21 protein-coding genes are annotated in these 19601 nt (G+C 39.2%); 12 read left to right on the plus strand and 9 right to left on the minus strand.

Annotation, left to right across the window (positions count from 1 at the left end):
- The first annotated feature begins 11 nt into the window (after positions 1-11).
- Positions 12-245, plus strand: coding sequence for a hypothetical protein (locus QWZ08_RS21385; RefSeq protein WP_290339595.1), 234 nt, complete (start codon positions 12-14; stop codon positions 243-245).
- Between the two features lie 72 nt (positions 246-317).
- On the opposite strand, the gene QWZ08_RS21390 is transcribed toward QWZ08_RS21385, so the two are convergent.
- Both QWZ08_RS21390 and QWZ08_RS21395 read right to left on the minus strand, forming a co-directional pair.
- Positions 318-743, minus strand: coding sequence for a YybH family protein (locus QWZ08_RS21390; RefSeq protein WP_290339596.1), 426 nt, complete (start codon positions 741-743; stop codon positions 318-320).
- A 96-nt stretch (positions 744-839) separates the two neighbouring features.
- Positions 840-1229: a MerC domain-containing protein gene (locus tag QWZ08_RS21395; protein ID WP_290339597.1), complete on the minus strand. Its 390-nt coding sequence runs from the start codon at positions 1227-1229 to the stop codon at positions 840-842.
- A 121-nt stretch (positions 1230-1350) separates the two neighbouring features.
- Between QWZ08_RS21395 and QWZ08_RS21400 the strand changes: the two genes are divergently transcribed.
- Both QWZ08_RS21400 and QWZ08_RS21405 read left to right on the plus strand, forming a co-directional pair.
- Positions 1351-2064, plus strand: coding sequence for an SCO family protein (locus tag QWZ08_RS21400; RefSeq protein WP_290339598.1), 714 nt, complete (start codon positions 1351-1353; stop codon positions 2062-2064).
- Positions 2065-2132: 68 nt separating this feature from the next.
- The gene (locus QWZ08_RS21405) at positions 2133-2549 is read left to right on the plus strand and encodes a Fur family transcriptional regulator (RefSeq protein ID WP_290339599.1); all 417 of its coding nucleotides are present in this window, start codon (positions 2133-2135) and stop codon (positions 2547-2549) included.
- 12 nt (positions 2550-2561) lie between these two features.
- Here the strand turns inward: QWZ08_RS21405 and QWZ08_RS21410 are convergent, their stop codons facing one another.
- Complete coding sequence (locus tag QWZ08_RS21410; protein ID WP_290339600.1) at positions 2562-4280, minus strand: M3 family oligoendopeptidase; 1719 nt, start codon at positions 4278-4280, stop codon at positions 2562-2564.
- A 102-nt stretch (positions 4281-4382) separates the two neighbouring features.
- Complete coding sequence (locus QWZ08_RS21415; protein WP_290339601.1) at positions 4383-4895, minus strand: DUF5606 family protein; 513 nt, start codon at positions 4893-4895, stop codon at positions 4383-4385.
- 199 nt (positions 4896-5094) lie between these two features.
- Between QWZ08_RS21415 and QWZ08_RS21420 the strand changes: the two genes are divergently transcribed.
- The 5 genes from QWZ08_RS21420 to QWZ08_RS21440 all read left to right on the plus strand — a co-directional run bounded on the left by QWZ08_RS21420 (position 5095) and on the right by QWZ08_RS21440 (position 9846).
- Positions 5095-7944, plus strand: a complete 2850-nt coding sequence (locus QWZ08_RS21420; RefSeq protein ID WP_290339602.1) for an outer membrane beta-barrel protein — start codon at positions 5095-5097, stop codon at positions 7942-7944.
- Between the two features lie 33 nt (positions 7945-7977).
- Positions 7978-8580: an RNA polymerase sigma factor gene (locus QWZ08_RS21425; RefSeq protein ID WP_435387622.1), complete on the plus strand. Its 603-nt coding sequence runs from the start codon at positions 7978-7980 to the stop codon at positions 8578-8580.
- Positions 8570-8908, plus strand: coding sequence for a hypothetical protein (locus QWZ08_RS21430; RefSeq protein ID WP_290339604.1), 339 nt, complete (start codon positions 8570-8572; stop codon positions 8906-8908). Before QWZ08_RS21425 ends, QWZ08_RS21430 begins: the two co-directional genes overlap by 11 nt.
- Positions 8909-8912: 4 nt before the next feature.
- Complete coding sequence (locus QWZ08_RS21435) at positions 8913-9389, plus strand: Spy/CpxP family protein refolding chaperone (protein WP_290339605.1); 477 nt, start codon at positions 8913-8915, stop codon at positions 9387-9389.
- Between the two features lie 67 nt (positions 9390-9456).
- Positions 9457-9846, plus strand: coding sequence for a DUF4890 domain-containing protein (locus QWZ08_RS21440; RefSeq protein ID WP_290339606.1), 390 nt, complete (start codon positions 9457-9459; stop codon positions 9844-9846).
- Positions 9847-9961: 115 nt separating this feature from the next.
- Here the strand turns inward: QWZ08_RS21440 and QWZ08_RS21445 are convergent, their stop codons facing one another.
- The 5 genes from QWZ08_RS21445 to QWZ08_RS21465 form a co-directional block, all read right to left on the minus strand.
- Entirely contained in the window at positions 9962-10630 is a 669-nt protein-coding gene (locus QWZ08_RS21445; protein ID WP_290339608.1) for a DsbA family protein, read from the minus strand.
- A gap of 48 nt (positions 10631-10678) precedes the next feature.
- Entirely contained in the window at positions 10679-11506 is an 828-nt protein-coding gene (purU, locus tag QWZ08_RS21450; RefSeq protein WP_290339609.1) for a formyltetrahydrofolate deformylase, read from the minus strand.
- Between the two features lie 98 nt (positions 11507-11604).
- The gene (gene polA, locus QWZ08_RS21455) at positions 11605-14460 is read right to left on the minus strand and encodes a DNA polymerase I (protein ID WP_290339610.1); all 2856 of its coding nucleotides are present in this window, start codon (positions 14458-14460) and stop codon (positions 11605-11607) included.
- A gap of 393 nt (positions 14461-14853) precedes the next feature.
- The gene (locus QWZ08_RS21460; RefSeq protein WP_290339611.1) at positions 14854-15585 is read right to left on the minus strand and encodes an esterase family protein; all 732 of its coding nucleotides are present in this window, start codon (positions 15583-15585) and stop codon (positions 14854-14856) included.
- Between the two features lie 74 nt (positions 15586-15659).
- Positions 15660-16403 carry a ParA family protein gene (locus QWZ08_RS21465; RefSeq protein ID WP_290339612.1) on the minus strand — a complete coding sequence of 248 codons (744 nt, stop codon included), beginning with the start codon at positions 16401-16403 and terminating at the stop codon, positions 15660-15662.
- 428 nt (positions 16404-16831) lie between these two features.
- Here QWZ08_RS21465 and QWZ08_RS21470 point away from each other — a divergent pair, with 428 nt between their 5' ends.
- The 4 genes from QWZ08_RS21470 (at position 16832) to QWZ08_RS21485 (ending at position 19569) form a co-directional block, all read left to right on the plus strand.
- The gene (locus QWZ08_RS21470; protein ID WP_290339613.1) at positions 16832-17731 is read left to right on the plus strand and encodes a T9SS type A sorting domain-containing protein; all 900 of its coding nucleotides are present in this window, start codon (positions 16832-16834) and stop codon (positions 17729-17731) included.
- Positions 17732-17734: 3 nt separating this feature from the next.
- Positions 17735-18331 carry a hypothetical protein gene (locus QWZ08_RS21475; RefSeq protein ID WP_290339614.1) on the plus strand — a complete coding sequence of 199 codons (597 nt, stop codon included), beginning with the start codon at positions 17735-17737 and terminating at the stop codon, positions 18329-18331.
- 11 nt (positions 18332-18342) lie between these two features.
- Complete coding sequence (locus QWZ08_RS21480) at positions 18343-18864, plus strand: phage tail protein (RefSeq protein ID WP_290339615.1); 522 nt, start codon at positions 18343-18345, stop codon at positions 18862-18864.
- Between the two features lie 123 nt (positions 18865-18987).
- Positions 18988-19569: a leucine-rich repeat domain-containing protein gene (locus tag QWZ08_RS21485; RefSeq protein ID WP_290339616.1), complete on the plus strand. Its 582-nt coding sequence runs from the start codon at positions 18988-18990 to the stop codon at positions 19567-19569.
- Positions 19570-19601: the final 32 nt, after the last annotated feature.

Genomic DNA, 19601 nt, shown 5'->3' on the forward strand with positions numbered 1-19601 from the left:
AATTGTTGTTTATGGAAGAACCGGACGTAAAATTATTTTTAATACGCATTGTTCAGACAATTTCGATGGCTATTGTTTGGATGCTGGTGAATATGTGCGCTGGAATTTATTTTGGATATGCTTTTTTTGAAGGCGCTCCTTCCCTGGGTAATTATATTTTTTATGTATGGTTTTTACTAAGTTTTGCGTGGCTGATTAATTATTTAAGAAAAAAATGGAAGGGGTGGAAAGAGATTGGAGAGTAATGAACTTAGGTCTTTACCAGACAAATAAAAATTACTTATTTAAAAATGTTTTTTGGTTTGTACGCGGGCTTATTAACTGCTATGGTCTGTAACAATCAGCCAGTGGTTATTGATTTTGCGAAACAGCAATGTAAATGCACCACTTAAATCGCCAATGCTTCTTGCCAGGTGAAACTTACCTACTACGAAAAAATATTCTGCTGACAAACGTTTTACGCTTAACAAATTAAAGTCGAGCTTGCCCATTGCCACTGTATCCGGGTAATGCTTATTGTAATTATCAAGCGTTTGCTGCCAGCCGTACGTAACACCACCTTTGCCAACAAACATCAGGGAATCACTTTTCCAGTAGCTGTTCATAAAGTTTTTTGTATCGCCATTGTTCCAGTCTTTTGTCTGCTGGGCCATCACATTGCGAACTGCTTTTTCATCCGCAGATTGAGCAAAGACAGTATTCAAAACAAACAGTAACACCGGAAGCAGTCCTATTTTTCGCATGTGGGGAGTTTTATTCTTTAAAAATAAAGGTTCGTTCACACATTACAAAGAATGAAACTTTAAAGAGCGTCAGTATAATGCAGGGTAGCAAATAAATTAATGCTGGTGATGAGGTGAGCTGCATTTGCTTTGGTGACAAAGCCGGTAATTATAAAAATGGGCAGAAATGATGAAGAGTACGGCAATAGATAAAAACTGCAGTTCAAATTTTGGGGCAAACTGCTTTAACACAAGAAAAATAAAACCAATGGAAAATATCAAAACCGGCACTGCAGACCTATGGTGTTTGATATAACCATGAAACAAGGAATAACTGCCCACAATAAATGCCAGGCCAATCATGGCCCATTCAAAAACTAAATTATGGATGATATTGATTCCCAAAATTGGCAGGGAACTGATCAATACCGGCAGCAAAGCACAATGTATGGCACAGGCTACAGATGTAGCAATTCCCAACGCATCCCAATTGATTTTTATATTCATTTTAAAGAAGGGCAAAGATAGTATATTTGCAATAACGTTGCAAGTTTTGAAAAATCAAATGATTTTGAAACGGCGGTTTTTAACAATGGGTTTGGATGTAGCTTTGTAAAAAAATAATTGTATGAATAAGAAGTGGTGGTATGTAGGGTTCTTTGTGTTGTTATTTGGAGTGTATTTTATCTATGTATTCAGCCAGACTGATATTTCACAATCCAACCTGCCGGTAATTAATAATAATGTACAGGCTTTCTCTTTTACCAATCAAAACGGCAAAACCATTTCTGAAAAAGAGGTTGATGGAAAAGTATATGTGGCTGAATTTTTCTTTACCACCTGTAAAGGAATTTGCCCTAAAATGAACGCCAACATGCGCCGGGTATATGATGCATTTAAGACTGACAGCAATTTTATTATTATCTCACATACCTGCATGCCGGAGACAGATTCTGTACCATTGCTGAAAAAGTATGAACAAAAAATGCTGAATGGCAAGCTGGAAACAAATACAGATGGTACTTATAAAATCGCCTATGATACCTTAACTGGTGATAAACAAACACCGGCCAATCCAATGTGGAATTTTGTGACGGGTGATAAGACATCTTTATACAACATGGCCCGCCATAGTTATCTTATTGATAACAATAAACCCGACACATCGCAAAATATAGCAGACCAGTTTATACATACCCAATTATTTGCGCTGGTGGATAAACAAACCAGGGTTAGGGGAATTTATGACGGATTAAAGGAAGCGGAAATGCAGAAACTATTGAAAGACATTGCCGGGCTGCTGAAAGAAAAACATCAAAACCGGGAATTGAAAAGTTATTGATTTATTTAAATTCTTTACTGAATGCGGTATGAATTTTAAACAGGTTTTTATCCTAAAAAGAAATTACAATGGAAACCTTACTCAACATTTTTAAAAAGAACCAGCTCAGTGTTACTGATGGGCGGAAAAAAATACTGGAATTATTTTTAAACAGCGATGGAGCCCTTGCTCATGCGGATATTGAAAAAAATACGGGCGCCAGTTTTGACAGGGTAACCGTTTACCGTACGCTGCAAACCTTTGTTGACAAAGGCATCATACATATTATTCCAACGACAGACAATTCGATTTTATATGCTTTGTGTAAAGATAATTGCGAAGCGGGTCACCACCATGATGACCATGTACATTTTGTTTGTGATGCCTGCAGCAAAACCATTTGCCTCGAGGAAGTAACGGTTCCGTTAGTAAAACTTCCGCAAGGTTTTAAGCCCAGGCATGCCGCCATGGTGGTAAATGGTATTTGCGGCGATTGCCAGCAATAATGCTTCCCGGTATTAATTCAGCTGGTCCATTTCTTTTTTCACAAATTCCATCAGCACTTTAATTTGTGCAGGCGAAAAATCAAATTTTAATCCTGCGGTTGAGTACAATTCCGGTAATGTTTTGGTAGCACCCAGGCTTAGCGCATTGCAATAATTATCCAGTGCTTTTTCAGCATTATTTTTAAACTGCATCCACATGCCGATTGCACCTAACTGCGCAATACCATATTCAATGTAATAAAAAGGCACTTCAAACAAATGCAACTGGCGTTGCCATGCATTGCTACGGTATTCATCCAGGCCGGAATAATCAATCACATCATCTTTAAATTCATTGAGGATAGCATTCCACTGTTGCGTTCTTTCTGTTACTGTATGGATTGGATTTTCGTATACCCAATGCTGAAATTTATCAATAATAGCAATCCATGGAAAAATAGTAATTACTCTTTCCAGCTGATGTTCTTTAGCCCTTAACAATTCTTCATTATTATTGAAAAAGACTTCCCAATGTTCCATACTAAACAATTCCATTGCCATACTGGCAACTTCGGCAATTTCCATTGGGTATTCTTTAAAGCCAGATAAAGCAAGCGGATGTGCCAAGAAAGAATGTACTGCGTGGCCACCTTCATGCACCATGGTGGTTACATCATTCATCTGGCCGGAAGCGTTCATAAATATAAAGGGAGCTCCACTTTCTGCCAAAGGGCAGTTGTATCCACCGGGAGCCTTGCCAATCCTGCTTTCCAGGTCAAGGTGTTTTAGCTCCTGCATTTTTTGAAGACACTCACCAAAAAACGGACGCAGCTTTGTAAAGCAGTCAACTGTTTTATTGATTAGTTCTGCACTTTCTTTAAAAGGTCTTAAAGGCTCGGTGCCTGCGGGCTCCGCATCGGTATCCCATGGGCGTAAGGTATCCAGCCCTAATTTCTTTTTTTTCTTTTCATAAATAATGTTCACCAAAGGCAGCACATGCAATTTTACAGCCTCGTGAAAAGCAAAACAATCCTCCTTGGTATAATCAAACCTGCCCAGCTCTTTAAAACGATAATCACGGTAGTTACTGAATCCTGCATTAACCGCTTCCTGCGCACGTTTTTCAATCAGCTGATTGTATAAGTCATTCAACGCGTCTTTATCCTGCAGTCTTCTATCCTGTATTTTCCTGTACACTTCTTCCCTTACACTTCTGTCGTGGCTTTGCAAAAATTTAGAAGCCTGCTGCAAGGTATAAGCCTGGCCGTTCATCGTCACCGTCATCTTGCCTGAAATAACTCCATACTGCTGTTTCAATACAGATAATTCTGCCTGTAAAGGAATGTTTTCTTCCCTGAACAATTCCATTCCTTTGCGGATGTTGCGGAGGTAGGTAAAATATTTTTCTGTATCCAGGCTGGCCGCCAGCGAATGGCTGGTTAATTTTTTATTTAACGCATCCGTATAAGGCTCGATGTTGGGTTGTATTTGCAAACAGTAAAAATTGAATGCTTCTTCCAATTCTTTATTTTCTGTATCACAAGTCATTTTTATCTGGCGCCAGCAGGCATCTTCACTTACCACCGCTTCCAGTTCGCTCTGATCTTTCATCCATTGTTCAAGCGCCTCCGGCGTATCAATATTTCTATCCAGTAACTCTTTAAAAAAGGGCTCCAGGCTTTGCCAGTCGGTTAAAACAAAATTGGCCGGAACAAAATGACGCGGTGTTTTTTCAATTGCTGCTGTGTACATAAGAATTTCGTTGAGTTATCTAACAACACTACCGTAGTTTAGGTAACTACGGTAGTGTAACATATTGTTCCTTTTTTAGGAACAATCAATAACGTTTAGCGGTTAAGCCATCTTCCTTGGTGAGTTTATTTTTTTTGGCGGCGCTGCTTTTACGTTTACCTGTTTCGTTTCCGGTGCCTTCGCCTTTGGTGTTGCTACTTCGTGTGCTGCAGCGTCCGCTTCTGTATTTTCTGATAATTTAATTTCAATATTATTTGTTTTTAAAAGGTCATACCAGCGGATCATTTTTTTCATATCGCTGTTGTACACTCTTTCAAAATCCATATCAGGATATACTTTTTCAAAATAGGCTTTGATTGCTTTGTTATCCGCTTTAGCATCGGGTAATTTTTCTGTGCTGGTCTGCATGGCGGTAAATACCTCTACAAGATTCACATTGTCCTTTACAGTAAAAACTTCTATACTTTCCAGGTGCGAAAAATTATGCAATCGGGTACTTACAAATTTGGTGCTTTTATCTTCCAACGACTTTACTACGCCACCATCTGCTTTTGAAGACAATAATTCGTACAAACCGCCTAAGCCGGTTACTGAAACGAGTCTGTTATAATCCATAAACTGTAATTTTTTGAGCATCAAAGATAAACTTCTGTACTGATTGACGGATTGTTAAATTTTAAAAAATGCATAAAGTTTTAAACGGATTTCTTTGATGACATTTTTTGTAAATAATATCATCAATAAAAATAAAAGTTAACAAAATCGCCTGTTTTATTCAATATCGTCGTCTTATGAGTAATATAAACTGCAATACATGACAAAATTTACGAGCGCTTTTCTTTTTTTAATTTTTAGCGCAACAGGTGTTTATGCTCAAAATGGTAGCCTGAAAGGCACAATACAGGAAGCCACAACGAATGCTCCTGTAAGAGGCGCATCAGTCGTTATTTTTTTAGAAAAAGATTCAGCAAAAAATGAGATAAAAAGCACTGTTACGGATGCCGCCGGAAATTTTGAACTGAACGATTTACCTAAAGATAGTTTTTTGATTGCCGTTAGTTCAATCGGATACCAGCAATTGATCAGGCCGGTTATTATTGGTGACAGCGTAAAAAACCTGGGTGTGTTGCATTTTACAAGACAGGGAAAAGACCTCAGTGATGTAACAATTATTTCGAAAGCGCCGCCAGTGGCGCAAAAAGGTGATACCACACAATACAGCGCCAGTCAGTATAAAGTAAATCCCGATGCAACCACCGAAGATCTTATAAAAAAGATGCCAGGCATTACCGTAGATAAAGATGGTACAGTAACGGCGCACGGTGAACAGGTAAAGAAAGTTACGATTGATGGAAAGGATTTTTTTGGGGATGATGCTTCTGCGGCATTGAAAAATTTACCGTCTGAAGTGGTGGATAAAATACAGGTTTTTGACAGGCTGAGCGACCAGGCGCAATTGACCGGCTTTGATGACGGCAACAGCGTAAAGGCTATCAATGTGGTTACTAAATCAGGTATCAAAAACGGGCAGTTTGGCCGCATTTATGGCGGGTATGGAACAGACGATCATTATGCTGCGGGAGGTAATATCAGTTTTTTTAATGGCAACCGTCGAATTTCCCTGGTTGGCAATTTCAATAATATCAATCAGCAAAATTTTGGTTCGCAGGATTTGCTGGGTGTTACCAGCAGCGGTGGCGGACGAGGCGGTGGCGGACGGGGTGGTGGCAATACAGATAATTTTTCCGTCGGCCAGTCACCCGGCATAAGTAAAACCAATGCCATTGGTATAAACTACAGTAATGTGATTGATAAAAAAGTGACTATTACAGGCAGTTATTTTTTCAACAACAGCAATAACAGCAACGAGTCTGTGGTAAACACAGAAACATTTTCTTCCCCTAAAAATCTTTTCAGCACACAGCAATCCAATTCCATCGCCAACAATAATAACCACCGCATCAATATGCGGCTAGAGTATAAAATAGATTCCTCCAACTCGCTTTTTATAATACCGAGCCTGAATTATCAGAATTACAATTCCAGCGGCCTGACTTCTTTACAAAATTTTTATGGAGCGGGCGATTCGTTGAATACATCTATCAACAGGAATACGGCCGAGCGGGAAGGTTTTAATATTCGCAACAATATTATGTTCCGTCACTCTTTTGCAAAAAAGGGCCGCACCCTTTCTTTAGGCTTCAATACAAATTATACGAAGAATGATGGCAACAGCGTAACCAATGCGCAATACCGCTTTTTTAATGATGCTGCAATTGTTGACTCGCTGCAGCAACAGTTGTATGATAACAATACCAACGGACATACGATTGGGGGTAACATTGCCTACACAGAGCCAATTGGTAAGATCGGTATTTTGCAAGTTGATTATACCCCATCTGTACAAAAAAACAAGGCTGATCAGCAGACTTTTTCTTTTGACGGACAGAAATATTCCATGTTTGATTCTACACTGTCAAACAAATTTGATAACACTATTACAACCAATAATGCGGGCTTGAATTATCGCAGATCAAAAAACAGGGATGAGCAATTGTCTTTCGGCGTAAACTTCCAAAATGCCAGATTAGAAAGTCAGCGGATATTTCCGATCGTGTCATCTGTTAATCAAACTTTTTCCGATATTTTACCCAATGCCATGTGGCGTAAAAAGTTCTCTGCCAGCAGCAATATCCGGGTATTTTACAGGGCCTCAACCAATTTTCCATCTGTAAATCAATTACAGGATGTGGTTAATCTTTCCAACCCATTACGGGTTAGTGCTGGCAACCCGGCTTTGAAAGAATCGTATACCAACCTGCTTTCCGGCCGGTACACCTATACCAATTCTAAAACCAGCCGCAGCTTTATTGCGAACGTGTTTTTACAAACAGCCAGTAATTACATTTCCAATGCGATATATATAGCCCAGCAGGATACGGTTATACAACAAGGGATACAATTGAAAAAAGGATCACAGCTTACCAAGCCGGTTAACCTGGATGGCTATAAAAGCCTGCGTACCTTTTTAACCTACAGCATGCCAATTAATCCTATAAAAACAAACATTAATTTAAATGCAGGATTTTCTTATTCCCGGTTGCCGGGGTTGAATAATTATACAGCTTCTATTACCAATAATTATGCATATAACACAGGGGTAGTACTGGCAAGTAATATCAGTGAATATGTAGATTTTAACCTGTCGTATAATGCCAGTTTTAATAATGCGCAAACCACATCGACTTTTGCTTCTACTAACAATTATGTAAATCAAACAGCCGGATTTCAATTAAACTTATTGGATAAGAAGGGATGGTTTGTAAGAAATGATATCACCGGGCAATCTTATAGTGGTTTGAGCGCCGGACTGAACCAGCATTTCTGGCTATGGAATGCAGCGATCGGAAAAAAATTCCTGAAAAAACAAGCCGGCGAATTAAAATTATCAGTATTTGATTTATTAAAACAAAACCAGAGCATTGTGCGCACGGTAACAGGCGCTTACATTGAAGATGCACAAAGCCAGGTATTGCAACAATATTTTATGCTCACTTTTACCTACAGTCTGCGAAATTTTGGTGTAGCAGCCAAAAGCTTTAATGGGGAGTTCAGGGGAAGAGAAGGTATGAACCGACCAGTTGGAAGAAATCCATCCTTTTAACTATTTTTAGATTGGATTTAAAAACTGTTAGTGTTGAACCAATCTGAAGCGGAGTTAATAAAAAAATTACAGCAGGGCGAGCAGCAGTCATTTGCAGACATTGTGGGGCTGTACCAGGATATGGTGTACAATACAGTTGTAAGCATTGTACAGAATGAACTGGACGCGGAGGATATAACACAGGAAGTATTTTTGCAGGTGTATCAGTCAATAGGATCTTTTAAAGGAGAGGCAAAACTATCAACCTGGTTATACCGCATAGCCATAGCAAAGGCCCTGGACAGTGAGAAAAAAAAGAAACGTAAAAAGCGTTTTGCATTTATACAAAATTTGTTTGGCGAGCATGGTGAAGAACAATATAATCCGGTAGAATTTAATCACCCTGGGGTACAATTAGAGAATAAGGAAAATGCCGCGGTTTTGTTTAAAGCCCTTAAACAAATACCCGAAAATCAACGTATCGCTTTTACGTTGAATAAAATAGAAGGATTGAATAACCAGGAAATTGCAGCCATTATGAACACCAGTTTTTATGCGGTGGAATCTTTGTTGGCCAGGGCAAAATCAAGCCTTAAAAAAAGTTTAAAAAATTATTATCTGCAGGAGCCCAATAAAAAAAACAGTCATGAAAAATAATAAGAATACTGAGCAGGAAATTGAAGATGCCTTAAATAGTTTAAATCACATTGAGCGGGCTGCACCTGCTCCTTACCTGTTAACACGTATCCAGGCACGGCTTAACAATCCGGTAAAAAATACATGGGAAAACATAGCTGGTTTTATAAGCAGGCCGGCTGTGATGGTGGCGGGCATATGTTTCCTGGTCATCATTAATATTTCCGTACTATTTTATAAAAATTATAACACGTCTAAAATAACTACTGAGCGTTCATTTACAACGGCTGCGGACGAAGAGGATGAATACAATAACCTTGCAACGATTGATAATATCGAAAACCAATAATGTAATGAATACGAAACCAAATAATAAATTGCTGTTGCTTATTATCGGTTTTTTGCTGGTGACGAATATAGTTATGCTGGTATTTTTATTGAACGGCCGGCCTTCTGAAAGAAGGAATATGCGGGCGGAAAGAAAAGTCATGATGACAACTTTTTTGCAGAAAGAAATTGGCTTTAGCCAGAATCAATTAACGCAATATGATTCACTGACTGAGCGGCATAAAAGAAAAGTAAGATCGATGTTTGAAGCTGCAAGAAAAGATAAGGAAGGACAGGTTAAACAATTATCGGCTGATAATTTCAGCGACTCATCCATCAATACCATCGCAGGTATAGCAAGTATGAAACAAAAAGAAATGGAAGTAGAAATGTTTACCCATTTTAAAGCTGTAAGAAGCATATGCACACCTGCACAGCTGCCCAAATTTGATTCGTTGTTTTATACCATGCTGAATAAAAAACCGGATGAGCGAAAAAAATAATTATTTAAAACGACTGTTTTTTTTAAAAAGGTCGTCTAATCATTCAGAAAACAAGAAATACATCATTATGAAAAAACAAATCGCATTATCTATACTGGCCCTTTTTTTGACAATTGGTTTTGTATCAGCACAAGATCAGCGTGGTCCCCGGTTAACAGTGGAAGAAAGAGTAAAAGCAGTAGATGAAAAGCTGGCTGATTTTAAACTGGACAAAGACAAGCAGGCTAAAACCGACAGTGTGTTTACGGCTTACTATACTACCATGCAAAAGGAGCGGGAAGCTATGATGAGTGGCGGTGCAACCCCGGACCGTGAAGCGATGAGGAGTAAGATGTTAAAACTGAACATTGACCGTGATGAACAGTTAAAACAGATTTTTACCGACGAGCAATTTAAAAAATGGAAAGATGATATTGAACCTGCCTTACGGCCACAAAGGCCCAACAGGCAGCAATAATAAAGATGGTTATTTTGGTTTTTTGATTGAGTGATTAAGACCCTGTTTCGTAAAGAAGCAGGGTTTTAGCATTCCGCTGTTTTGTAATTTTTTTTGAACTGTTATAAGCTTCGATTTACTCCTCTTCAGGCGACGAGCGCAATTCTTTCAGCACATGCTGAATTCTCTCATTCACTGTTTCATAATCGCTGAAGCCTTTAGCAATCAAATAAAATTTGCTGTCATTTTGTTGAATTAATACCTGCGGAAAGCTGGTTACCTGCAGGTGTTTGCACAGGGCAAATTCATAATGCGCCTGCTCTTTAAATGCTTCACTTTTTAGTTTTGTGTAAAATTCCTCCTCAGGTATTTTATATTTTTGCAGCAGGTGACGATAGGCTTCATCATCATCCAAATCGCGGCCTTCGTAATTCAATGCATACTGCAAATCACTTGCAAAAAGAATCGCATCATCCGGGTAGTATTCTTTAAAAACACACAATGCAATGGCCGGTTTTTCAGAGTTCATTACCCAATCACTTTTATCCGGATTGTTAATATGCCATAAAAAATCTTCGCCGAATTGGATGCCCGTTAGTTCTTCTACCCGGCGATAGGCTTTCTGAATGTAGGGGCCAATTTGTTCAATTGGCATTACATGCTCTCCTACCATCATGCCGCCACTCAACACTTCAATAAAGAACTCTTCTTTATACTGCGATACAATTTTTTTAATAACCGGGCTGAAGCCGTAACACCAGCCACAGTAGGCATCGTAACAGTAAATAAGGGTGAGTTTATTCATAGTAATTTAGTGTTTGTTTTGTATGAATATTTATTTCGGGAATGGTCATTATTCAAAAACGATTGTTTTGTTTTTATGTATCAAAACCCGGTCTTCAAATACCAGGTGTAAAGCCCTGGCTAATACCGCCGTCTCAATCTCTTTACCGGAACGCACCATATCAGCAGTAGTAAAAGAATGGGTAACTGGAATAATTTGCTGGGCGATGATAGGGCCTTCGTCTAATTGGTTGGTTACAAAATGAGCGGTGGCACCTATCAGCTTTACGCCTCTTTCGTACGCCTGCTTATACGGACTGGCGCCAATAAAAGCAGGTAAAAAAGAATGGTGAATGTTGATGATTTGAAAAGCAAATTGTTCAACAAAATCAGCAGAAAGAATACGCATAAACTTTGCCAGTACAAGATAATCCGCTCCCCATTTTTTAATAATGGAAAGCAGGGAAGATTCGAAAACGGGCCTGTCTGTATTATCGGTTGATACAAGGTAAAAAGGTATATCAAAGCGTTTACAAATTTCTTCCAACGCAGCATGATTGCCAATGACGCACTGTACACTGGCACCCAAAGTTTTAAAATGATTTCTTACAAGTATATCACTCAGGCAATGATATTCTTTTGTTACCAGTACGACTATTTTTTTTTCTGCCTGGTGGCTGATTTTCACTTCGGCGTCAGCAGGTAAAACGGCTTTGAGCTGGCGCCCGGCTACAATTGTATCTATACTGCCGTCAACGACTATACGAAGAAAAAAACGGTTGTCAATAGTATCAACATGTTCCCGCATGGCTACAATATTAATGTTCATAGCCGCGAAGATATTGGCTACTGCTCCCACCAGGCCCACCTGGTCTTTACATTGAATTAGTATTACCATTTTTTATTTTATTGAGCTCACGGGAGTGGAATTATTGACTCTAATATTCTATCACAGGTGAGCATCCTTTTGGGGTGACCCACCTGTGACGACCCACTCTAATGTGCTTCCAGCCAGTTGTCGCCTGCTCCAATTTCCGCATCGGTTGGCACTTCATTAGGTAGTTTCAATGCGGATTGCATGCACTTTAAAATGACAGGCTTGATTAGTTCTATTTCACTTTTGTGTGCATCAAAAACCAATTCATCATGTACCTGCAACAACATTTTTGATTTAAAACCACGGTTGATAAATTCCTGGTGAATTTTGATCATGGCCAGTTTTATCATATCCGCAGCGGTGCCCTGAATGGGTGAATTGATGGCGTTACGTTCTGCGAAACCACGCACTGTAAAGTTCACGCTGTTGATATCTTTCAGCCACCTTTTACGACCCATCAGCGTTTCCACATATCCATTTTCCTTGGCGAAGTTGATGGTATCATCCATGTATTTTTGAATATTGGGAAATTGCTTTTTGTAATTGTCAATGATCTCTTTTGCCTCCGTGCGGGAGATGCTTAAATTCTCCGCCAGGCCAAATGCACCCTGGCCATAAATAATGCCGAAGTTGACGCTTTTGGCTTTGTACCTCATTTCTTTGGTAACGTCTTTTTCGTCCACATTGAATACTTTAGCAGCTGTAGCGGTATGAATATCTTTACCCGTTTTAAAAGCATCACACATATTGACATCGCCGCTGATGGCTGCAACAATACGCAATTCTATCTGCGAATAATCGGCCGAAACAAGTACATGATTTTCATCTCTTGGAATAAATGCTTTTCTTATTTCTTTCCCCCTTTCTGTTCTTACAGGAATGTTTTGCAGGTTGGGATTTGTACTGCTAAGCCTTCCTGTTACAGCTACAGCCTGCGCATAGGAAGTATGCACCCGCCCGGTTTTTTTGTTGATCAAAGCAGGTAACGCATCGATGTAGGTATTTTTTAATTTGGTGAGTTCACGGAAAATTAAAATATCGTCACATATTTTATGCTGACTGGCCAGTTTTGCCAGTACATCTTCACCTGTTGCATACTGACCGGTTTTTGTTTTTTTTGCTTTTGGATCCAGCTTCATTTTATCAAACAATACTTCTCCCAATTGTTTGGGCGAGGCCAGGTTAAACCTTAAGCCAGCTTGCTCATACACACTTTCTTCACTTATTTTGGCCTCTGTTTCCAGGGTTTTACTGTATTCATTTAAAAAGGCTTCGTCAATCCGGATGCCTTCAAATTCCATATCCGTCAATACTTTTATCAGCGGATTTTCCACCTCGTAAAAAACCTTTTCTACTTCCTTGTTTTTTAACTCTTCAAGAAATACTTTTTTTAACTGCAGGGTGATGTCGGCATCTTCTGCAGCATACTCTTTTATTTTTTCAGGTTCTACATCCCGCATATTGCCCTGGCCTTTTCCTTTTTTGCCAATCAGTTCTTCAATATGTACCGGCTCGTAACCCAGGTATTTAGCGCTTAACGCATCCATACTGCTTTTGCCATCAGGCTCAGTTACATAATGTGCCAGCATGGTATCAAAAATATTACCCTTTAACTCAATGCCGTACCATTTCATTACCAGTAAATCATACTTAATATTCTGACCAACCCATATTTTTGTTGCATCATTAAACAACACTAAAAAAGGCGCTAACAAGTGCAAACATTCTTCCCTGGAAGCAGGGCAGGGAATATAAAAAGCCTCGCCAGGCTGATAAGAAAAACTAAGACCGACCAGATCAGCATCATTGGCATTAACAGAGGTTGTTTCTGTATCAAAACAAATTTCCGGCTGGTGAATCAGTTTATTAATCAGCTGGCCTATTCCTTCAGTGGTGTTCACCAAAAAATACTCATGTGGTGTATTGTGGATGTTTTTATCAACGGATAAAATACTGCCTGCTTCTTCCGGTACAGCTGAAGTTTGCGAAGCTGCGACCACATTTACAGTTTGAGTTACTTCTCCAAAAAGATCCATTTGTCCGCTGGGTACCTGTTTACGGCCACCCGTTTCCTGTATTTGCACGCCTGGCTGCAACTGGATTTCTTCACCCAAAACCCTTTTAATAAATCCCCTGAACTCCAGTTCTGTAAATACTTCCTTCAGGCTTTCGCGGTTCATTTCTTTTATCCTGAAATTTTCTTCATGAAATTCTGTCGGAACATCCACTATGATCGTAGCCAGTTTTTTACTCATAATGGCGGCATCTTTTCCTGCCCTTATTTTTTCTCCAAGAGCGCCTTTTATATTATCGGCATTGGCCAGTATGTTTTCCAGACTATGGTATTCTTTCAATAGCTTGGCAGCTGTTTTTTCGCCAATGCCAGCTATGCCGGGAATGTTATCTACCGCGTCGCCCATTAAGCCCAAAATATCAATTACCTGTGCAACATTTGCAATGTCCCATTTTTTACAAACCTCCTGCGGACCCATTATTTCAATGGTTCCTCCCTGGTAAGGGGGTTTATAAATCTTGATATTTTCACTTACCAGCTGGCCATAATCTTTGTCGGGGGTAACCATAAATACCTCATAACCTACTTTTTCAGCTTGCTTTGCCAATGCCCCGATTACATCATCTGCTTCATACCCATCAATTGCAATCACGGGTATATTAAAGGCTTCTATAATTCTTTTAATGTCAGGAATAGAGGAACTGATATCTTCTGGCGTCTCCTGCCGGTTGGCTTTGTAATCGGCAAAATCTGTATGCCTTTCCGTTAACGCATGGGTATCAAAACATACCGCCATATGCGTAGGCTTCTGGTTATTGATGAGATCAATTAAAGTGTTGGTAAACCCAAACTGGGCATTGGTATTTCTGCCTTTGCTGGTAACGCGTGGGCTGCGGATAAGAGCGTAATAAGCCCTGAAAACAAGGGCATAGGCATCGAGTAAAAATAATTTTTTTGACATGCCGTAAAAGTAAAACAATTGTGCACGCCAATCAAACTGATGGGCAAAAGTTTGATTCTGTTACCTGGTAAAATGTAATTGGGTTTTTATAAAGTGATTGTTTGCAAATCTTGAAGAGAAGTGAATGGATTAGCAACTTTTAATATTCAAGTAATTTGTCAGATTTTGACCAGTCAATAATGTAAAGTATCACCGAGAAAAAAAGAGCAAATGTAAGGACTATAAAATTTTTCATATCAGGGTTGTTGGTACCCTTTAAGTAACTGAAAAAGCCTGCTATTATTGTGATACAGCCCGGTTTTTAATTCACATAAACTACATTTTACTTTCAGTAATTCCGAAAATTAGTGTCAATTAATTACAAATCAGGAAGATAGCTTTATTATGAAACAATTAAAATCTTGTATCAATAAATAAAGGTAACATGGCCCTCCAGGTTGGCCAGTCGTGTTTCCATTCATTGCCCCAAACACTCAGCTCATAATTAATTCCTTTATTATATAAAATTCCGGCAAAGTTTTTAGCTGCTTCAGGATCTTCATAATCGCCGCAACCGGTTAAAATGTGAATATGATGGCTGCCGCGTATTTGCTCCAGGATGCGGTGGTCTGTAAGATTCGGCATATACATGGCCGGGGAATTAAAATAAACCTGTTCATCGTAAAAACCTTTGGTATATTCTCTCAGGTCGTACACACCGCTCATAGCAATTACGCCGTCAATCAAATCCGGCCTTTTTAAGAATAGATTCATGCCATGCAATGCACCAAACGATGCTCCGGAGACAATCACCGGTGTTTCCTGCGAAGTAGCATTTTTTATAAAAGGAATCACTTCATTGAAAATGTATTCATTAAACCTGTTATGATTGATGGCTTTATGTTCGCCCTGCATGCCCGGATGCATCCAGCTTTCCGTATTCATGCTGTTAACGGAAAATACTTTTACTTTTCCCCCATTGATGTGCGGGGCCAGGGAATTGATTAACTGAAAGCGTTCATATTCCAGGTAGTCCGCCGCTGCAGTAGGAATCAATAATAAAGCAAAACCATAATCTCCATATTGAGCAATGGGCATTTCTCTTTGTAATGCAGGGCTGTACCAGCTGCTAAGTTCTCTCTTCATAATATTTTTTGTGGGATGCAGCCAAATGCGCTGCTATAATCCTTATTGGATAGCTGGACGTTGTTATTAGATAATTATTCTACTACTCCTTCCTTAATTTCGGTCCACAAATCGCGGTAAGATTTGGCGGCATAACTGCTGGGTGCAAACTCTTCAATCGGCTGTCGATGGATGCCCATTTTTTCGACATCAGACAAATAAGGAATATAATTTTGGAAAAACCTTTTGTCTTTGTACAAGTGTTCCATTATTTCGTTGTGCATATTTTTACGTAAATCAGCCATCGTAAAAAAACACATTAGTTTGGTACTGTCAAGGTCTTTTTCCTTAAAATAATCTTTTACCATATTGTAGGTACGGATAGAAAGTGTGGTGGGGATAATAGGCATTAACACTACATCTGCAGCATGAAAAATATTTTCACTCAATGCACTGAAACCGGGCGGGCAATCAATAAATACAAAATCATATTCTTTTTCCAGTTGCTTCAAAATTCCCTTCAACCTGCTTTTTTGCCCTTTCATTTCTTCTACCATTATATCAAAACTTTTTACTGCATTGTCGCTGCCAATAATTTCCAGGTTGTCATATTCAGTAGCTAATATAGCGGTGCCAAGATCAGCATCTTTACTGATAAGGCTTTTTATTCCATGCGCATCTTTAGGTTTAACCTTATAATAAAAAGTAGTGGATCCCTGCGGATCAATATCCCATAATAATGTTTTAAAACCATCTTTTGCTGCCAGGTAAGCGAGATTTACGCAGGATGCGGTTTTGCCAACGCCGCCCTTTAAATTGTAGAGTGCTACTGTAATCATAAAATAGATTTATTTTATTAAGGGATAGATATGAAAGGTAGTAAATTATTTAAAACGGAAAAGCTGTTATTTATTGTTTTGAATATTATTTGTTTTCATATACTGTTGTTTGGAGAACTGGATTCAAGCGCTTACAACGGGTATTTTTATCTAAATCCGTGGTCAGATAGATAGTAGTCAAAGACAAAAATGAAAATGTAAAGGGCCGATCTTCAGGCTTTAGGGCCTGGCCATAAAAAAATGGCATCAGTTTACTATTTTATAATGATAGAGCGCCTTAGTTATATCATTTAGGTAAGCTTGGATATAGATTTTACCTGATAGGTAATCAGTATGTTATTCACTGGATAGCAGATTAAAAATGTTCAATTAAAAAAATCATTTTTTTACTTTTTATTTGATAATTTTATTATGTCTAAACTAACCCCATGCGTAAATTATACCTCCTCATTTTTCTCACAACATATTTCAGTACGGTCCGCTCGCAAAATATTACTGTGACGGGTGAGTGTATAAATAGCCCTGCTTTATTAAACAAGATCGCCGATGTTGATGGCAAAGTAGCTTATGAGGGAACCGGAACAGTGGATGGTAATGTGGGTGTTGTGATAGATGTATATTGGATAGGGGCACCTGATAATGTATGGGTGGTTGCTTTTGACGGCCAGCCTTACTTTCAGAACTCATGCAATACCATCGCACCTCCCGGTACAGGAAATGCTGCTTGTTTATGGTCAGCAGTCAGCGGGCAAACGTGCACCGGAGGAACAGCATTAGCCGTTACCGGATCAGGTGTTTTGCCAATTACCATCAGCAACTTTACAGCAGGTATTAACAATAACCAGGTTACTTTAAAATGGAAAACTGCCAGCGAGAATAATAACAAAGGTTTTGAAATTCAAAGAAGCCAGGATGGTTTAAACTGGGATGTGCTTGGATTTGTTAGCGGCAACATTAATTCTTCTGTTGAAAAAAAATATGAATTTGTTGATATGAATCCTCTTTCCGGTACTGGCTTCTACAGACTTCGCCAGGTAGACCAGGATGAAAAATTCAGTTATTCAGCAGTGGCTTCAGTTAAATATTTAAAAGCCAATTTTTATTCAATTATCCGCAATAACGGCAACAATCGTTACCAGCTAAATATTGAACCAGCAACGCAACCGGTAAATCTTTCAGTAATTGATGCCGGAGGAAAGAAACTGATGACTAAATCAGGGGTCGCCGGTATTCAATATATTGATATCAGCCATTTCCCGTCCGGTATTTATTTGCTGCAGATAGCAAAGGGTACTACAACATTTACAGAGAAGCTGATTAAATTTTAAAGCATGACTAAGAACCAATATAACCGCCGGAACTTTTTAAGTTGTATCGCTATCCTGTCTGCAGGCACAGCAGTGGGATCAACTGTCAACCCATTTATTACTGCAAACAAAAAAGAAGAAGCCCTTGACAAAAACTGGGAGCGTTTTTGGAAAGAAACAGGGGGGCAAATTTTTAACGGCAAGATCGATTTGAAAAAACAGCAGTTTGTTAACAATACCAGTGGTCACCATTATCAAAACGGAGGCGTAATCTTCTTTGAAAAAGAAAATCTTTTAGCACAGCCAACCTGGATTTATTGGGGCGATGACCGTACAAATCCAAAAGATGTTGTAATTACCTTATTTGAAAACAGTGAAACTCAAAAAAAGATTACCAGGTTAAATCGTTTTGAAATAGATGCTGTTTACAGACTCTCGAAAGAACATGCTGCTGATCAGCTTTTACTGACTCATCACAATTCAACAAAGCCTTTAGCTGGTAACATCAGCACGTTTATACAAAACAAAACACTTATTAACAGGCATTCCAATACCCAGCACCTGAGCTACTTTAAGGAGCAGTCGTTGGTCTTTCACAAAAAAATTATTTATAACGTTTAAACTTTTATTTTATGGATCCTCTTCTTGCTTCTATTGTACTTTTTGCTGGCAACTTTGCCCCAAGAGGCTGGCTTTTTTGTGAAGGGCAAATACTATCAATTAGTCAAAATACAGCATTGTTTTCACTTTTAGGAACCACCTATGGCGGTAACGGCCAAACCACTTTTGCGTTGCCGGATTTAAGGGGCAGGGTTCCTATTCATCCCGGAACAGGACCCGGCTTGTCAAATTATGTACTTGGAGAAATGGCAGGAACCGAGAACACTACGCTTTTGATCAACAATATGCCTGCGCATAACCATACGTTAAACGCGGTTTCAGACGCTGGTGATACAGCGGCGCCTGCAGGAGCTTTGCCGGCCAATACCGGCGCTTTAGATAAAGAATACAAAGCAGCTGCCGGAACAGGTGTAGCTATGAAAGCAACCGCTATAGGAATAACCGGGGGATCTCAACCATTTAGTATTATGCAGCCTTTCCTGGCCTTGAACTATATCATAGCCATAAACGGAGTTTTCCCAAGCCGCAACTAGCGGTCATATAAACTGAGCGTCGGTTAAGAAAGCATATCACAGTAGATATACTCTCTTAACCGGCAACTCTTCACTCACTTAAACAGTACAATTCATAAACCCGGTACAATAAACTTTTTAAACTTGAAAGATTTATTGACACCAGCCGAATGGTGGAAACAGCTGGAACCCCAGTGGAAGGAAACTTTCAAGTGTTCTGTTTTATTGCATTCCAATGAACCGGATGCAAATGAAATGAACAGGTTGTTTAATACGCAGACACTTCGGTTAGCCGGCCCTAAAGCGCCATTCCCAAACAGTCAGATTGAGCTAACCAATCTTAATGGGGTAGAAAATTTAGTAAATCTTTCGCTGCTAATTGTAACACACCATAAGATTGTAACGGTAGAACCATTGTCAGGTCTGAACCACCTCAAATCATTGTTCCTGTTTAATAATGGTATCACCAGTTTAACTGGCGTTGAAGGACTCATTAACCTGGAAGAACTGTATGTGCAGCACAATCAAATTACCTCCATCAAACCCGTTGAACGCCTGGTAAACCTGAAGGAGTTTTATATACACGACAACTGCATATCATCCCTGGAAGGATTAACCGAAAATCACGCCGATAAGTTGACAAGACTTGTCTGTCGCCCGAATGAGCAGCTGAAACAAAAAGAAATAATTTGGGCTGAACGGGAGCTGGGTATTATTTGCCGTTGATTTCAGTCAACAAAAATTGGAAGATTATATTT

This window comes from Ferruginibacter paludis (assembly GCF_030409685.1).
GTDB classification, from domain to species: Bacteria; Bacteroidota; Bacteroidia; order Chitinophagales; family Chitinophagaceae; genus Ferruginibacter; species Ferruginibacter paludis.

Coding starts and splice junctions, on each gene's coding strand:
- QWZ08_RS21385 (WP_290339595.1), top strand. CDS start 12: ATGGAAGAACCGGACGTAAAATTATTTTTAATACGCATTGTTCAGACA.
- QWZ08_RS21390 (WP_290339596.1), bottom strand. CDS start 743: ATGCGAAAAATAGGACTGCTTCCGGTGTTACTGTTTGTTTTGAATACT.
- QWZ08_RS21395 (WP_290339597.1), bottom strand. CDS start 1,229: ATGAATATAAAAATCAATTGGGATGCGTTGGGAATTGCTACATCTGTA.
- QWZ08_RS21400 (WP_290339598.1), top strand. CDS start 1,351: ATGAATAAGAAGTGGTGGTATGTAGGGTTCTTTGTGTTGTTATTTGGA.
- QWZ08_RS21405 (WP_290339599.1), top strand. CDS start 2,133: ATGGAAACCTTACTCAACATTTTTAAAAAGAACCAGCTCAGTGTTACT.
- QWZ08_RS21410 (WP_290339600.1), bottom strand. CDS start 4,280: ATGTACACAGCAGCAATTGAAAAAACACCGCGTCATTTTGTTCCGGCC.
- QWZ08_RS21415 (WP_290339601.1), bottom strand. CDS start 4,895: ATGGATTATAACAGACTCGTTTCAGTAACCGGCTTAGGCGGTTTGTAC.
- QWZ08_RS21420 (WP_290339602.1), top strand. CDS start 5,095: ATGACAAAATTTACGAGCGCTTTTCTTTTTTTAATTTTTAGCGCAACA.
- QWZ08_RS21430 (WP_290339604.1), top strand. CDS start 8,570: ATGAAAAATAATAAGAATACTGAGCAGGAAATTGAAGATGCCTTAAAT.
- QWZ08_RS21435 (WP_290339605.1), top strand. CDS start 8,913: ATGAATACGAAACCAAATAATAAATTGCTGTTGCTTATTATCGGTTTT.
- QWZ08_RS21440 (WP_290339606.1), top strand. CDS start 9,457: ATGAAAAAACAAATCGCATTATCTATACTGGCCCTTTTTTTGACAATT.
- QWZ08_RS21445 (WP_290339608.1), bottom strand. CDS start 10,630: ATGAATAAACTCACCCTTATTTACTGTTACGATGCCTACTGTGGCTGG.
- purU (WP_290339609.1), bottom strand. CDS start 11,506: ATGGTAATACTAATTCAATGTAAAGACCAGGTGGGCCTGGTGGGAGCA.
- polA (WP_290339610.1), bottom strand. CDS start 14,460: ATGTCAAAAAAATTATTTTTACTCGATGCCTATGCCCTTGTTTTCAGG.
- QWZ08_RS21460 (WP_290339611.1), bottom strand. CDS start 15,585: ATGAAGAGAGAACTTAGCAGCTGGTACAGCCCTGCATTACAAAGAGAA.
- QWZ08_RS21465 (WP_290339612.1), bottom strand. CDS start 16,403: ATGATTACAGTAGCACTCTACAATTTAAAGGGCGGCGTTGGCAAAACC.
- QWZ08_RS21470 (WP_290339613.1), top strand. CDS start 16,832: ATGCGTAAATTATACCTCCTCATTTTTCTCACAACATATTTCAGTACG.
- QWZ08_RS21475 (WP_290339614.1), top strand. CDS start 17,735: ATGACTAAGAACCAATATAACCGCCGGAACTTTTTAAGTTGTATCGCT.
- QWZ08_RS21480 (WP_290339615.1), top strand. CDS start 18,343: ATGGATCCTCTTCTTGCTTCTATTGTACTTTTTGCTGGCAACTTTGCC.